The sequence below is a fragment of the Streptomyces silvisoli genome (assembly GCF_029269905.1).
Lineage (GTDB): Bacteria > Actinomycetota > Actinomycetes > Streptomycetales > Streptomycetaceae > Streptantibioticus_A > Streptantibioticus_A silvisoli_A.
In genome coordinates this window covers 362,687-376,942 of record NZ_JARJBC010000003.1, presented here as the reverse complement: position 1 = coordinate 376,942, position 14,256 = coordinate 362,687, and the positions used below count along the sequence as shown (strand labels likewise).

General features: G+C 71.8%; 13 protein-coding genes. 11 read left to right on the top strand and 2 right to left on the bottom strand.

What is annotated here, in order from left to right; translation table 11 throughout:
* Positions 1 to 122 precede the first annotated feature (122 nt).
* The gene (locus P3G67_RS07325; protein WP_269855162.1) at positions 123 to 1,172 is read left to right on the top strand and encodes an LLM class F420-dependent oxidoreductase; all 1,050 of its coding nucleotides are present in this window, start codon (positions 123 to 125) and stop codon (positions 1,170 to 1,172) included.
* Positions 1,173 to 1,270: 98 nt separating this feature from the next.
* Here P3G67_RS07325 and P3G67_RS07320 read toward each other — a convergent pair whose 3' ends face one another.
* Complete coding sequence (locus P3G67_RS07320; protein ID WP_276092705.1) at positions 1,271 to 1,876, bottom strand: hypothetical protein; 606 nt, start codon at positions 1,874 to 1,876, stop codon at positions 1,271 to 1,273.
* A 513-nt stretch (positions 1,877 to 2,389) separates the two neighbouring features.
* Here P3G67_RS07320 and P3G67_RS07315 point away from each other — a divergent pair.
* The 4 genes from P3G67_RS07315 to mshC all read left to right on the top strand — a co-directional run bounded on the left by P3G67_RS07315 (position 2,390) and on the right by mshC (position 5,962).
* A complete protein-coding gene (locus P3G67_RS07315; RefSeq protein WP_269855058.1) occupies positions 2,390 to 3,091 on the top strand; it encodes a histidine phosphatase family protein in 702 nt (233 codons plus the stop codon).
* Positions 3,092 to 3,190: 99 nt separating this feature from the next.
* Positions 3,191 to 3,790: a DUF3090 domain-containing protein gene (locus tag P3G67_RS07310; protein ID WP_269855057.1), complete on the top strand. Its 600-nt coding sequence runs from the start codon at positions 3,191 to 3,193 to the stop codon at positions 3,788 to 3,790.
* Positions 3,754 to 4,590 carry an SCO1664 family protein gene (locus P3G67_RS07305; protein WP_276092704.1) on the top strand — a complete coding sequence of 279 codons (837 nt, stop codon included), beginning with the start codon at positions 3,754 to 3,756 and terminating at the stop codon, positions 4,588 to 4,590. Before P3G67_RS07310 ends, P3G67_RS07305 begins: the two co-directional genes overlap by 37 nt.
* A gap of 142 nt (positions 4,591 to 4,732) precedes the next feature.
* Positions 4,733 to 5,962 (top strand): cysteine--1-D-myo-inosityl 2-amino-2-deoxy-alpha-D-glucopyranoside ligase, encoded by a 1,230-nt coding sequence (mshC, locus tag P3G67_RS07300; protein WP_276092703.1) that lies wholly within the window; start codon positions 4,733 to 4,735, stop codon positions 5,960 to 5,962.
* A gap of 126 nt (positions 5,963 to 6,088) precedes the next feature.
* Here mshC and P3G67_RS07295 read toward each other — a convergent pair whose 3' ends face one another.
* Positions 6,089 to 7,069, bottom strand: coding sequence for a PAC2 family protein (locus tag P3G67_RS07295; protein WP_276092702.1), 981 nt, complete (start codon positions 7,067 to 7,069; stop codon positions 6,089 to 6,091).
* A 339-nt stretch (positions 7,070 to 7,408) separates the two neighbouring features.
* On the opposite strand from P3G67_RS07295, the gene P3G67_RS07290 reads away from it, so the two are divergent.
* The 6 genes from P3G67_RS07290 to P3G67_RS07265 all read left to right on the top strand — a co-directional run bounded on the left by P3G67_RS07290 (position 7,409) and on the right by P3G67_RS07265 (position 14,256).
* Positions 7,409 to 8,734, top strand: coding sequence for an enolase C-terminal domain-like protein (locus tag P3G67_RS07290; protein ID WP_276092701.1), 1,326 nt, complete (start codon positions 7,409 to 7,411; stop codon positions 8,732 to 8,734).
* Positions 8,734 to 9,513 (top strand): SDR family NAD(P)-dependent oxidoreductase, encoded by a 780-nt coding sequence (locus P3G67_RS07285; protein ID WP_276092700.1) that lies wholly within the window; start codon positions 8,734 to 8,736, stop codon positions 9,511 to 9,513. The genes P3G67_RS07290 and P3G67_RS07285 overlap by 1 nt, the downstream gene beginning before the upstream one ends.
* 137 nt (positions 9,514 to 9,650) lie before the next feature.
* A complete protein-coding gene (locus P3G67_RS07280) occupies positions 9,651 to 10,688 on the top strand; it encodes a sugar ABC transporter substrate-binding protein (RefSeq protein WP_276092699.1) in 1,038 nt (345 codons plus the stop codon).
* Complete coding sequence (locus P3G67_RS07275) at positions 10,688 to 12,208, top strand: sugar ABC transporter ATP-binding protein (protein WP_276092698.1); 1,521 nt, start codon at positions 10,688 to 10,690, stop codon at positions 12,206 to 12,208. Before P3G67_RS07280 ends, P3G67_RS07275 begins: the two co-directional genes overlap by 1 nt.
* The gene (locus tag P3G67_RS07270; protein ID WP_269855049.1) at positions 12,205 to 13,245 is read left to right on the top strand and encodes an ABC transporter permease; all 1,041 of its coding nucleotides are present in this window, start codon (positions 12,205 to 12,207) and stop codon (positions 13,243 to 13,245) included. Before P3G67_RS07275 ends, P3G67_RS07270 begins: the two co-directional genes overlap by 4 nt.
* 12 nt (positions 13,246 to 13,257) lie before the next feature.
* On the top strand, positions 13,258 to 14,256 hold the full coding sequence (locus P3G67_RS07265) for an aldo/keto reductase (protein WP_276092697.1): 999 nt from the start codon (positions 13,258 to 13,260) through the stop codon (positions 14,254 to 14,256).

The window sequence follows — 14,256 nt, the reverse complement described above, 5'->3', positions numbered from 1 at the left end:
GCTCGCCGGCCGGTCGCGTGGCGGTGTGGCACATCCGACAGGCGCCGATCGGCGCGGTCCGCGCTACAGTCCCGGAGAGGACGACGTTACTGATCAGTAAGGGGAGCGGTATGGCGAGCGGAATGCGGCTCGGGATCAACCTCGGGTACTGGGGCGCCGGAATGGACGCGGACAACCTCGCCGTGGCGCGCGAGGCGGACCGGCTGGGCTACTCGGTGTGCTGGGCCGCCGAGGCGTACGGCTCGGACGCGGCGACCGTGCTGTCCTGGGTCGCGGCGCAGACCGAGCGCATCGACGTCGGGTCGGCGATCTTCCAGATCCCGGCGCGCACCCCGGCCATGACCGCGATGACCGCGGCGACCCTGGACTCGCTGTCCGGCGGCCGGTTCCGGCTCGGCCTCGGCGTCTCCGGACCGCAGGTCTCGGAGGGCTGGTACGGCGTCAAGTTCGACAAGCCGCTGGCCCGCACCCGTGAGTACGTGGAGATCGTCCGCAAGGCGATGTCCCGCGAGCGCCTCTCCCACCAGGGCGAGCACTGGACGCTGCCGCTCCCCGACGGCCCGGGCAAGCCTCTGAAGCTCACGGTGCACCCGGTGCGTGAGTACATCCCGCTGTACATCGCGGCGATCGGCCCGAAGAACCTTGAACAGACCGGCGAGATCGCCGACGGCGCGCTGCTGATCTTCCCCGCCGCCGAGCACCTGGAGGAGACCGCGCTGTCCTCGCTGCGCGCCGGTCGTGAGCGGGTGGGCAAGACGCTGGAGGGCTTCGACGTCTGCCCGACGCTGCCGATCGCGATCGGGGACGACATCCAGGCGCTGGCCGACCAGTTCCGTCCCTACACCGCGCTGTACGTGGGCGGCATGGGCAGCCGGAAGCAGAACTTCTACAACCGCCTTGCCCAGCGCATGGGTTACGAGAAGGAAGCCGCCGAGATCCAGGACAAGTACCTGTCCGGCGACAAGGCGGGCGCCGCCGCGGCGGTGCCGCACGACCTCATCGACAAGACCTGTCTGCTCGGCCAGGTCGACCGGATCGCCGACCGGATGCGGGCGTACGCCGAGGCGGGCGTGACCACGCTGACCCTCTCGCCCGCCGGGTTCACCCTGGACGAGCGGGTTTCCGCGCTGCGTGCCGGAGTTGAGGCCGTCGAGCGCGCCGGACTGGCCTGATCCGCGACCATCGGTTGGCTCGGCGGTCCTACGGCGCCGCCGAGCCAGCCGAAGCCTGAACAGGAGCCGCCCAGCGGCCCAACAGGACCCCCGCGGCGTCAGCCCGGCACCAGCCGTCCCAACAGCCTGCCGAACTCGATCAGTCGCGCTATCTGCCCCGGCCCGCCGTCCTCAAGGGACTTGCTGAATCGGAACGCCTCGGGGCGGACCCGCGCCGAGGCCACCGGGGAGTCCGGATCGGTCTGCACCGCGCTGAGTTCGTGCGGCGTCGCCGTGGCCAGCACCAGATAGACCCCGCGGTCCACCCGCTGCCCCCGCTCGTCGCGGCCGACCAGGGTGCGCATCCCCACGTGGCCGATGGCGTCCAGTGGCAGCACCTGGATCGAGGAGTCCAGCACGGTGCCGCCCGGGGCGGCCGTGTCCGTCAACTCCTCGCTGTGCCACAGGATCAGCCGCCGACCGTCGCAGACCGCCGCCTCCTGCCAGACCGAGGCACCGGACTCCGTCAGGTCGACCACCCGCTCCAGGGTGAAGCCGCGCACCCGGCGGCGGCCCAGCACGCCCCCGATCGCCTCCAACGCGATGTCGGCGTGCAGGAAGTAGGCGCGGGCGGCGTCGTCGAGGCGATCGTACGGGGACCAGTCGGAGCCGGCCGGCCCCGGCCGCGCGGTCGTCGGGTGGCGTCTGGCGGCCTTGCTGAACATGTTCACTGCTTCGCGATCCCGTCCCCTGGCGTACCACCGATCCCATCGCACCTTACCCAGCCCCACTGACGGCGTTGGGGCGTGTGCGGGGGAGGCGGTACCGGACCGGACGGTGGTGCGCGGTGGACGGGCGGACGCGGTGTGGTGACGTTTCTGCGGCCGTGGTGGGGGCTCGGGCGTCTTCCCCGCCACGGCCGTCACCGAACACAACGCACCGCGGGACGAAGGGTTACGCCGTACGACCCAGCTGTGATGGGTGGAGAACCGATACAGCACGTGGGCTGGGCCAGGGAGGTGGGCCGCTGCGGACCGGCACCGCGGCCAAGAGGCGGCCCGCGGCGGCCAACCCCCCGCGATTCACCCGGATTTCGGGCGGCATGTCACCGTGTCCGCGAGTCACCCTCCAGAGCCAACGAACCAGCGCTTCCGCTGCCCGTCCGGCCACCACACGGGGACCGGAAGATCGCGCTCGGCGCTTCTGCGTTGTCGGACCGTGGCCGTACGCTCGGAACCATGCCCATCGTGATCCTGGTCCGGCACGGCCGGTCCACCGCCAACGCCGACGGAGTTCTCGCCGGATGGAGCCCCGGTGTGGGCCTGGACGAGCGTGGCGGCGCCCAGGCGGCGGCGCTCGCCGGGCGGCTCGCCGAGCTGCCGATCACCGCCGTGGTCACCAGTCCGCTCCAGCGCTGCCGCGAGACCGTGCGCCCACTGCTGGACGCCCGGCCGGAGCTGCCCAGCCACACCGACGACCGGATCGGCGAGTGCCGGTACGGCGACTGGACCGGCCGCAAGCTCGCCGAGCTGGCGGACGAGCCGCTGTGGCAGACCGTCCAGCAGCATCCGTCGGCCGCCGTCTTCCCGGGCGACGAGGGGGAGTCGGTGCGCGCCATGCAGGCTCGCGCCGTCGACGCGGTGCGGGAGTGGAACGCCAGGATCGAGGAGCGCCACGGCCCGGACGCGATGTACCTGGTCTGTTCGCACGGCGACATCATCAAGTCGATCGCCGCGGACGCGCTGGGAATACACCTCGACCTCTTCCAACGGCTGTCGGTGGAGCCCTGCTCCATCACGGCCATCCGGTACACGCCGGTGCGCCCGTATCTGCTGCGCCTCGGAGACACAGGGGAGTTCGCCGGGCTGTTGCCCCGCCCGGCGGCACCGTTCGCAGGTGGTGACGACGCGGTGGTCGGCGGAGCCACCGGCGCACCGTGATCGGCTTCCGCAGTAGGGTGGTGCCGCGGATTCCGCTCGATCACGTGCTGGTACGTGAAGCGAGCAAGTAAACAGACAGCCGAGCAAACGGAGCGGGACGTGCCCCGTCAGGTGTTCTTCTACGAGCAGCCGGACCGGTTCGTGGCCGGTACGGTCGGGCAGCCGGGTCAGCGCACCTTCTTCCTCCAGGCGACCGCGGCCGGCCGCACCACCACTGTGGCGCTGGAGAAGACACAGGTGGAAGCGCTGGCCGAGCGCATCGACGAGCTGCTGGACGAGGTCGTACGGCGAAGCGGCGGCAGCGCCGCGGTACCGGCGGTGGCACCGGCCGAGCTGAACGACACCGCGCCGCTCGACACTCCCGTGGAGGAGGAGTTCCGGGTCGGCACCATGGCGCTGGCCTGGGACACCACCGCCGAGCGAATGATCCTTGAGGCCCAGGCGCTGGTGGAGATCGACGCCGACTCCGAGCTGTCCTCCGAGGACCTGGAGGCGGCGGAGGAGATGCTGCTCCAGGATGAGGAGAACGGCCCGCCGATGCTCCGGGTGAGACTGACCGGGGCGCAGGCCAGGTCGTTCGCCAAACGGGCCCTGGACGTGGTCTCCGCGGGCCGTCCGCCGTGCCCGCTGTGCAGCCTGCCCCTCGATCCGGAAGGACACGTATGCCCGCGCCAGAACGGGTACCGCCGGGCGGGCTGAGGTCCGCTCGCCCGCAGGGTGCCGGCGGCGTGGAGCTGCTGGCCAAGGGCGAGCTGACCGTCCGAGGACAGGTGCGGGAGGCCTCCAACGCGGTGCTGTACTGCACCGTGCAGTACGACGGCGGCAAGGCCAACTGCGTCTACAAGCCGATAGCCGGTGAGCGGCCGCTGTGGGACTTCCCCGACGGCACGCTGGCCGCCCGTGAGGTGGCCGCCTACCTGGTCTCCGATGCCACCGGCTGGGACCTGGTGCCGCCCACCGTGCTGCGCGACGGCCCGTACGGCGAGGGAATGTGCCAGCTGTGGATCGAGGCTGACCCCGGCGCCGAGCTACTGGCGCTGGTCGAGGACGACGAGCCCGGCGACGGCTGGAGGGCGGTGGCCTTCGCCGAGGTGGGCGAGGGGCGCACCGCGCTGCTGGTGCACGCCGACGACGAGCGGTTGCGGCGGCTCGCCGTGCTCGACTCCGTGATCAACAACGCCGACCGAAAGGGCGGCCATCTGCTGCCCACCGCGGACGGCCACCTGTACGGCATCGACCACGGCGTCTCGTTCCACACCGACGACAAGCTGCGCACCCTGCTGTGGGGCTGGGCGGGCGAGCCACTCACCGAGGACGCCCGTACGGCGCTTCAGAGGCTCTCCGAGGCCCTTGGCGACGACCTGGGCGAGCGGCTGTCCCCTCTGCTCACCGACGCCGAGCTGGCGGCGCTGCGCGCCCGGGTGGAAACGCTGCTGACCACCGGCCGCCATCCGGAGCCGAGCGGGCGCTGGCCCGCGATTCCCTGGCCGCCGGTCTGACGTCCTCGCCGCTTTTCGGGCCCTTCGGCCGTGAGGGTGTGGCCGTGGATCACATCAGGCCGCAGAACACAAGACCGTGAATCCGGCCATCCCTGCTGGTCCCGGGTCGTATCCGGAACGCGCATCCGGTTAGGCTCAAGGCATGCATGCCTGGCCCGCTTCGGAGGTTCCCGCCCTGCCCGGCAGGGGACGCGAACTCCGCCTCCACGACACCGCGACGGGCGGTCTGGTAACCCTGGACCCCGGTCCCGTAGCCCGCATCTACGTATGCGGCATCACCCCCTATGACGCCACCCACATGGGGCACGCGGCCACCTACACCGCGTTCGACCTCGTGCAGCGCGTGTGGCTCGACACGAAGCGGCAGGTCCACTACGTACAGAACGTCACCGATGTCGACGACCCGCTGCTGGTGCGGGCCGCCGAGACCGGGATCGACTGGACCGAGCTCGCCGAGCGCGAAACCGCTCTGTTCCGCGAGGACATGACGGCCCTGCGGCTGCTGCCGCCGCGGCACTACATCGGCGCGGTGGAGGCCATTCCCGGGATCGTGCCGCTGGTTGAGCGGCTGCGGGACGCGGGCGCGGCGTATGAACTCGACGGCGACGTCTACTTCTCCGTCGAGTCCGACCCGGACTTCGGCAAGGTCTCCGGGCTGGACGCGGCCGTCATGCGCCGACTGTCCGCGGAGCGCGGCGGTGACCCGGACCGGCCGGGCAAGAAGAACCCGCTGGACCCGATGCTGTGGATGGCCGCTCGCGACGGTGAGCCGAGCTGGGACGGAGGCTCGCTGGGGCCCGGCCGACCCGGCTGGCACATCGAGTGCGTGGCCATCGCGCTGGACCACCTCGGTATGGGCTTCGACGTACAGGGCGGCGGCTCCGACCTCGCCTTCCCGCACCACGAGATGGGCGCCTCGCACGCCCAGGTGCTGACCGGTGAGTTCCCGTTCGCCAAGGCGTACGTGCACGCCGGGATGGTCGCCCTGCACGGCGAGAAGATGTCCAAGTCCAAGGGCAACCTGGTCTTCGTCTCCAAGCTCCGCACGGACGGCGTCGACCCGGCCGCCATACGGCTCGCCCTGCTGGCGCACCACTACCGCGCCGACTGGGAGTGGACCGGCGAGGTGCTGGCGGGGGCCGAGGCACGGCTCGACCGGTGGCGTGCGGCCGTGTCCCGTCCTGACGGGCCGTCCGCCGACGCGCTGGTCGAGGAGATCCGCGAGGCGCTCGCCGACGACCTGAACGCACCCGCCGCGCTGGCCGCCGTGGACCGTTGGGCGGCGGCGCAGGAGGCCGAGGGCGGTACGGACACCAGCGCGCCGGGACTGGTCTCCCGGGCGGTGGACGCGCTGCTCGGCGTCGCGCTGTAGGGCGGCCCGGACAGAGAACGGAAGAAACGTATCGGCAACCGGGTGCCCCGGTCCGGGGCACCCGGTTCTACTCATGTGTGAGGGGCGCCCACCACTGGTGGGCGCCCCTCACACATCACGCACGGGCTACTGGCCGGATTCCTCCGGGCCTTCGGGGGGCTCCGGGTCGCCGTCCTCCTGGTCCGCCCGCTCATCGTCCCGGGCGAGCTGCGGGCCGCGTAGGAACGGACCGGTCTCCCCGCTCTCGGTGGCGTGCGAGCCGGGCTGGCCGTCCCGGCGGCGAAGGTAGCGCTCGAACTCCCGGGCGATCGCCTCGCCCGAGGCCTCGGGGAGTTCGGCGGTGTCCCGGGCCTCCTCCAACGTCTGCACGTACTCGGCGACCTCGCTGTCCTCGGCGGCCAACTGGTCGACGCCGAGCTGCCAGGCGCGGGCGTCCTCGGGTAGCTCGCCCGGCGGGATGCGCAGGTCGATCAGGTCTTCCAGGCGGTTGAGCAGCGCCAGGGTCGCCTTCGGGTTCGGCGGCTGGGACACGTAGTGCGGCACCGCCGCCCACAGGCTCACCGTGGGGATGCCCGCGTGGGTGCAGGCCTCCTGGAGGATGCCCACGATGCCCGTCGGGCCTTCGTACCGGGACTCCTCAAGGTTCAGCGTGCGGGCCAGGTCCGGGTCGGAGGTGACGCCGGTGACGGGTACCGGGCGGGTGTGGGGGGTGTCGCCGAGCAGCGCGCCCAGGATCACCACCATCTCCACGCCCAACTCGTGGGCGAACCCCATGAGTTCGTTGCAGAAGGAGCGCCAGCGCATGCTGGGCTCGATGCCCCGGACCAGGACCAGGTCGCGTGGTGTGGGGCCCTGGACACGGACCACGGACAGCCGCGTGGTGGGCCATGTGATCTTCCGGGTGCCGCCGTCCAGCCATACGGTCGGCCGGTTGACCTGGAAGTCGTAGTAGTCCTCGGCGTCGAGGGCCGCGAACACCTCGCCCTTCCACTCCCGGTCCAGGTGCGCGACCGCGGCGGACGCGGCGTCTCCGGCGTCGTTCCAGCCTTCGAACGCGGCCACCATGACCGGGTCGATCAGCTCGGGTACCCCCGCGAGCTCGATCACCCAGCGCCTCCTTCCGGCCCCGGCGGCTGTGCGCCACCGCGGCTTTGCTGTCCTGCGGCGCCCCGGGGACCGGGGCACGTGTGTCTGGTCTTTCTTGCGCCACCAGCCTACGGCTTTCGCCGCCTGGGTCCGCAGCCCTAGGCACTAGTGAGCCAACCCGGACCGGTCTCCCCGCCTCCACCGACTGCCGATGGAGGCGTAGTCCCGCCACCGCAAGACATCCGAGGTGTCACCCTGCGTCTTCTCGTTGAATTTGCTGCACACCTATGGACCCGAGAGAAGCCGTAGCGCTATACATCGGAGGGCCAAGGAAAGATCCGATGTCTTTCTGGGGGATGTATGAGTCCGACCATCACCGAGGTCGCGGTCCACGACATCAGGTTTCCCACCTCGGAACGGCTGGACGGCTCGGACGCCATGCATCCCGACCCCGACTACTCCGCCGCGTACGTGGTGCTGCGCACCGACGCGCCGGACGGTCTGGAGGGCCACGGCTTCTGCTTCACCATCGGACGCGGCAACGAGGTGGCAGCCGCCGCCATCCGAGCCCTGCGCCCCCACGTCGAAGGCCGCGCGGTGGACAGCGTCGTCGGCGATCTGGGCGGATTCCACCGGCGGTTGACGCGCGACTCCCAACTTCGCTGGCTGGGGCCGGACAAGGGCGTCACGCACATGGCGGCCGGTGCGCTCACCAACGCCGTCTGGGACCTGGCCGCCAAACGGGCGGGCCTGCCGGTCTGGGAGTTCCTCGCCGCCATGCCGCCGGAGCAGATCGTCGACCTGGTGGACTTCCGGTACGTCACCGACGCCCTCGACCGCGAGCAGGCGCTGGACATCCTGCGCGCCGCGATGCCCGGAAGGGCCGCGCGCGTCGCGGAGTTGAAGGCGAGCGGCTACCCCGCGTACACCACCTCGCCCGGCTGGCTGGGCTACTCCGACGAGAAGCTGGTCAAACTGGCCCAGCAGGCGGTGGCCGACGGTTTCGGCCAGATCAAGCTCAAAATAGGCGCCGACCTGGCCGACGACGTACGAAGGATGCGGCTGGCCCGGGAGGCGGTCGGCCCCGGCATCCGCATCGCGGTGGACGCCAACCAGAGATGGGACGTCTCCGACGCCCTCGGCTGGATGAGCGCGCTGGCACCGTACGACCCGTACTGGATCGAGGAACCCACCAGCCCCGACGACATCCTGGCGCACGCCGCCGTACGCGCCGGTCAGCCGGTCAAGGTCGCCACCGGCGAACACGTGGCCAACCGCGTGGTCTTCAAACAGCTCCTCCAGGCCGGGGCGGTCGACTTCGTGCAGATCGACGCCGCCCGGGTCGCCGGGGTGAACGAGAACATCGCGATCCTGCTGCTCGCCGCCAGGTTCGGCGTCCCGGTCTGCCCGCACGCGGGCGGCGTCGGACTGTGCGAACTCGTCCAGCACCTGGCGATGTTCGACTACGCGGCGGTCTCCGGCAGCCTTGACGGCCGGGTCATCGAATACGTCGACCACCTCCACGAGCACTTCACCGACCCCGTGGTCATCGAGGGCGGCCGCTACCGCGCGCCCACCGCGCCCGGCTTCTCGGCCCGGATGCGCCCAGAGTCGCTGGCCGCCCACCGCTACCCCGACGGACCCGTCTGGCGGGCCCGGTCCGCCACCGCGAAGGAGGCCAACTGATGCCGCACCCAGATGACTTCACCGGGCTCGCCGCCCTGGTCACCGGCGGCGCCTCCGGTATCGGCGCCGCCACCGCCGCCCTGCTCACCGCACGCGGTGCCCGGGTCGCCGTGCTGGACCGGGACCCGTCCGGCGCCCCCACCGGATGCCTGCCGCTGAAGGCCGACGTCAGTTCCGACGAGGCGGTGCGCGCCGCCGTGGCCGAGGCGGCCGGCGAACTCGGCGCCCTGCACATCCTGGTCAACAACGCCGGAATCGGCAGCGTCGGGACCGTGGAGGACAACCCGGACGAAGAATGGCACCGGGTGCTCGACGTCAACGTCCTCGGAATGGTGCGGACCGCCCGCGCCGCCCTGCCGCATCTGCGGCGCGCCGCGCACGAGCGGCCCGGCGCCGCGTCCATCACCAACACCTGCTCCATCGCCGCCACCGCGGGCCTGCCGCAACGCGCCCTGTACAGCGCCAGCAAGGGGGCGGTGTACTCGCTCACCCTGGCGATGGCCGCCGACCATGTGCGCGAGGGGATACGGGTCAACTGCGTCAACCCCGGTACCGCTGACACCCCCTGGGTGGGTCGCCTGCTCGACCAGGCCGCCGACCCGGCGGCGGAGCGGGCCGCGCTGGAGGCACGCCAGCCGATGGGACGGCTGGTCACGGCGGACGAAGTGGCCTACGCCGTCGCCTACTTGGCCGGTCCTGGCGCGTCAGCGGTGACGGGGACCGCGTTGGCCGTCGACGGCGGCATGCAAGGGGTCAGACCGCGGCCGCTCACGCGGTAGCGGTCCGGCCTCCGCCGGGTCGCGGCGAGCGACCACAACCCACGCGGTCCGGCGGTGCCACGGTGTCGATCAGCGGCCGCCGGCCGCGGGCACCGCCACCAACGCACCTCGGCGCGCACAGCGAAAGGCAGGTCCCCATGAGACTTCATTCAACCGCCGCGGCGGCGTGTGCCGCCCTACTGGCCGTCGTCGCGCTGGCGGGCTGCAACCGCGGTAGCACCGCCGCGGGCGCCTCCGGCAAGGTCGGCATCGATCTACCGCGTGCCGACAGCGACTTCTGGAACTCGTACGCGCAGTACGTGAACCAGGGCGTCAAGAGCGGTGTCGTCTCCGCCCTTCCGGTCTCCAACTCGCAGAACGACATCGGCAAACTCGTCGCCGATGTGCACGCCTTCATCGACCAGGGCGCCAAGGCCGTGGTCATCGCCCCACAGGACACCGGAGCGGTCGCCTCCACACTCGGCGAACTGGCCGCCAGGAAGATCCCGGTGGTCAGCGTGGACACCCGGCCCGACAAGGGCAAGGTCTACATGGTGGTGCGGGCCGACAACCGCGCCTACGGCACCAAGGCGTGCGAGTACCTCGGGCAGCGGCTGGGCGGGCGGGGCAGGGTCGTGGAGTTCGAGGGCGACCTCAGTTCCGTCAACGGCCGGGACCGCTCCCAGGCGTTCGGCGACTGCATGAAGACCAGGTACCCCCGGACCCAGGTCTTCGCGCTGCCCACCAACTGGCAGGGTGATGTGGCCTCCGCCAAGCTCCAGAGCGTCCTGGCCCAACACCCCGACATCAACGGCATCTACATGCAGGCGGGCGGCGTCTTCCTCCAGCCGACCCTGGCGCTGCTCCAGCAGAAGGGCCTGCTCAAACCGGTCGGCACCGCGGGCCACATCGCGATCGTCTCCAACGACGGCATCCCACAGGAGTTCGACGCCATCCGTGCCGGAAAGATCGACGCGACCATCGCCCAACCCGCCGACCTGTACGCCGAGTACGCGCTCTACTACGCCAAGGCCGCGCTCGCCGGAAAGAGCTTCCACCCGGGCGCCACCGACCACGGGTCGACCATCGTCGCCATACCCAACGGCCTGGAGGACCAGTTGCCCGCGCCCCTGGTCACCAAGGCCAACGTGGACGACCCGAAGCTGTGGGCCAACCAACTGCGCAGGCAGCCGTGATGGACGCACCCCCCGCCGTCCACGCACAGGGCATCGTCAAGCGCTTCGGCTCCACTGTGGCGCTCGACGGCGTCGAACTGACCGTACGCCCCGGCGAGTCGCACGCGCTGGTGGGACGCAACGGAGCGGGCAAGTCCACCCTGGTGTCGATACTGACCGGACTGCACCGCCCGGACGCGGGCACCGTCGCCTTCCGCGGCCTGCCCGCCCCCGTGCCCGGGGACCGCGCGGCCTGGCAGGCCGAAGTGGCCTGCGTCTACCAGAAATCCATGGTCGTTCCCGACCTCACCGTCGCCGAGAACCTGTTCCTGAACCGCTTCGACCAGCGCGGCGCCCTGATCCGCTGGGGCAGGCTGCGCTCCAGGGCCCGCGCGCTGCTCGCCGAGTACGGCGTCGAGGTGGACCCGGCCCGGCGTGCCGGGGAACTGAGCGTGGAGCAGCGGCAGTTCGTGGAGATCGCCCGCGCGCTGTCCTTCGGCGCCCGGCTGATCATCCTGGACGAGCCCACCGCCCAACTGGACGCGGACGGCATCCAGCGCCTCTTCGCCCGGCTGCGGGAACTGCGACAGCAGGGCGTCGCGTTCCTGTTCATCTCGCACCACCTCCAGGAGGTGTACGAGCTGTGCACCACCGTCACCGTCTACCGCGACGCCCGCCATGTGCTCACCGCCCCCGTCGCGGACCTCGCCCAACGGGAGCTGGTGGCCGCCATGACCGGCGAGACCCCGGCGCACCGCACCTCCTGGCACGCTCCGGCGACCGCGGCCCCGGCCGCCGGGCAGACCGTCCTACGGGCCGAACGGCTCTGCCTGGACGGTCAGTTCGAGCCGCTGGACCTGGCCGTGCGGCGCGGCGAGGTGCTGGGCGTCGCGGGGGCCACCGCCAGCGGCGGCAGCGCGCTCGGCGAGACCCTGGTGGGCCTGCGCAGGCCCACCGCCGGACGGATCACGGTGTGCGGGCGCACCGTACGCCCGGGCAGCGTGCCGCACGCGCTGGCCGCCGGGATCGGTTACGTACCCGAGGACCGGCACCGGCAGGGCCTGGTGCTCAACCGCAGCGTCGCCGAGAACGCCACCCTCACCGTGGCCGACCAACTCGGCCCCTGGGGGACCGTACTGCCGTCCCGCACCCGGGCGTTCGCCAGCCGCGCGATCGCCGCACTGGACATCAAGACGGCGGGTCCCGACCAGCCGGTCAGCGGGCTGTCCGGCGGCAACCAGCAGAAGGTCGTCATCGCCCGCGCCCTGGCCAGGGAGCCGCGCTGCCTGGTGGCGATCCGGCCGACGGCGGGCGTGGACGTCAGGTCCAAGGAGGCGCTGCTCGCAGTGGTGCGGGAGGTGGCGGGGGCGGGTCGGGCGGCGGTCATCGTCTCCGACGAACTGGACGACCTACGGGTGTGCGACCGGGTGCTGGCCCTGTTCCACGGGCGCGTGGTCGCCGAGTTCGACCGCGGCTGGACCGACCAGGCACTGGTCGCGGCCATGGAAGGCGTCACCGAGCGACAGGGAGGCGGGCAATGACCGACACCACCCGACCACTGGCCGCCGACGCCCCACCGGGCCGGGACCGTGCCATGAGCCGTGGTTCCCGGCCCGACCTGGCCCGGCTGCGGGACCTTTCACTGCTGCCGGTGGTCCTGGTGCTCTGCGTCATCGGGTTCATCGTCTCGCCCGCTTTCCTGACCACGGACAACCTGGTCGGCGTCGTCCAGCAGTCCACCGAACTGAGCCTGCTGGTGCTGGCCGAGGCGCTCATCCTGATCAGCGGGCGGATGGACCTGTCACTGGAGTCGACCATCGGGGTCGCGCCGGTCATCGCCATGTGGCTGGTGCTGCCCGCGCACGGCGGGCGCTTCAACGGCCTCGGACTGCTGCCCGGTTGGACCTCGGTGCCGCTCTGCCTGCTGGTCGGGCTCGCCATCGGCGCCGTCAACGGCTTCCTCATCCTCAAACTCCGGGTCAACGGGTTCATCGCCACCCTCGGCATGCTCACCATGCTGCGCGGACTGCAGGTAGGCATCTCCCAGGGGCAGTCGATCGTCACCGTCCCCGGCTCCTTCTCCTACCTCGGAGCGGCCGCCTGGCTCGGGGTGCCCGCCGCGGTGTGGATCTGCCTGGCGCTGTACGCGCTGGGCGGCTGCGCGCTGGCCTGGTTGCGGCACGGCAGGGCGCTGTACGCGATCGGCGGCAACCCGGAGGCCGCACGGGCGGCGGGCATCCGGGTGGACCGGGTCACCTGGACCGTACTGTGCCTGGGCAGTGTGCTCGCGGCCTTCGCCGGTGTGCTGTACACCGGGCACTACGGATCCGTCTCCGCCACCCAGGGCAACGGCTGGATCTTCCAGGTGTTCGCCGCGGCGGTGATCGGCGGCATCAGCCTGAGCGGCGGCCGCGGCACCCTGTTCGGCGCGCTCACCGGTGTGCTCACCCTGCAACTGGTGGTCAACGTGATGACGTTGGGCGGAGTGCCACCGCTGTGGAACCAGTTCCTCAACGGCGCGATCATCATCGTCGCCCTGGTCATCTCCCGCTTCGCCAGCGGCGAGCGGCAGGATTGAGTGGGGTCCGGCGTGCCGCACCCCACCGGCCTCAGAAAGCTGGGCGGTTCGGACGTCCACGTTCCGCCGCTCGGCCTGGGCACCGCCCCGCTCGGCAACCTCTACCGCGCGGTCACCGAGCACGACGCGCGGACGGTGGTCGACGCGGCGCTGGACGCCGGATGCCACTACCTGGACACCGCGCCGCACTACGGGCTGGGCCTGGCCGAGGAGCGGCTCGGCCGGGTGCTGGCCGGACGGGACCGCGGCACGTACCTGCTGTCCACCAAGGTCGGCCGCAGGCTGCGCCCCCTGGCGCCCGGGGAGGCGGTGGACGGCCAGGGGTTCGTCGACACCCCGCCGCGCGCCCGCGAGTGGGACCTGACCCGCGACGGCGTCCTGGCCACCCTGGAGGCGTCCCTGGCGCGCCTCGGCACGGACGCCGTCGACATCGTCTACCTGCACGATGTGGAGGGCAGGGAACGGGAGGTGCATGAGACGGCCTTCCCCACCCTGGCCGAGTTGCGCGCGGACGGGACGGTGGGCGCGATCGGCTTCGGGATGAACCACAGCGGTCCGCTGGCCCGGTTCGTCGCCGACCTCGACGTCGACGTGGTGCTCTGCGCGGGGCGCTGGACGCTGCTGGACCAGTCCGCGCTGGCCGACCTGCTGCCGGTGTGCCTACGGCGGGGCACCTCGGTCGTGGTCGGCGGGGTCTACAACTCCGGCCTGCTCGCCGACCCCGGGCCGGGGGCGCCGTTCGACTACCGGGAGGCACCGCCGCACCTCGTCGCCAGGGCGCTGGCGCTACGCGACGCGTGCGCGCGGCACGGCGTGCCGCTACGGGCGGCGGCGCTGCGCTTCCCGTTCGGGCACCCGGCCGTGGCGGCGGCTGTCGTGGGCGCGGCCGGTGCCGCCGAAGTGCGGAACAACGCCGCCCTGTTCGGCCGGCACATCCCCGACGCGCTGTGGTACGACCTGGTGGACCGGGGACTGCTGGGCGAGAGCGTTCCGCTGCCGACCGAAGGGTGA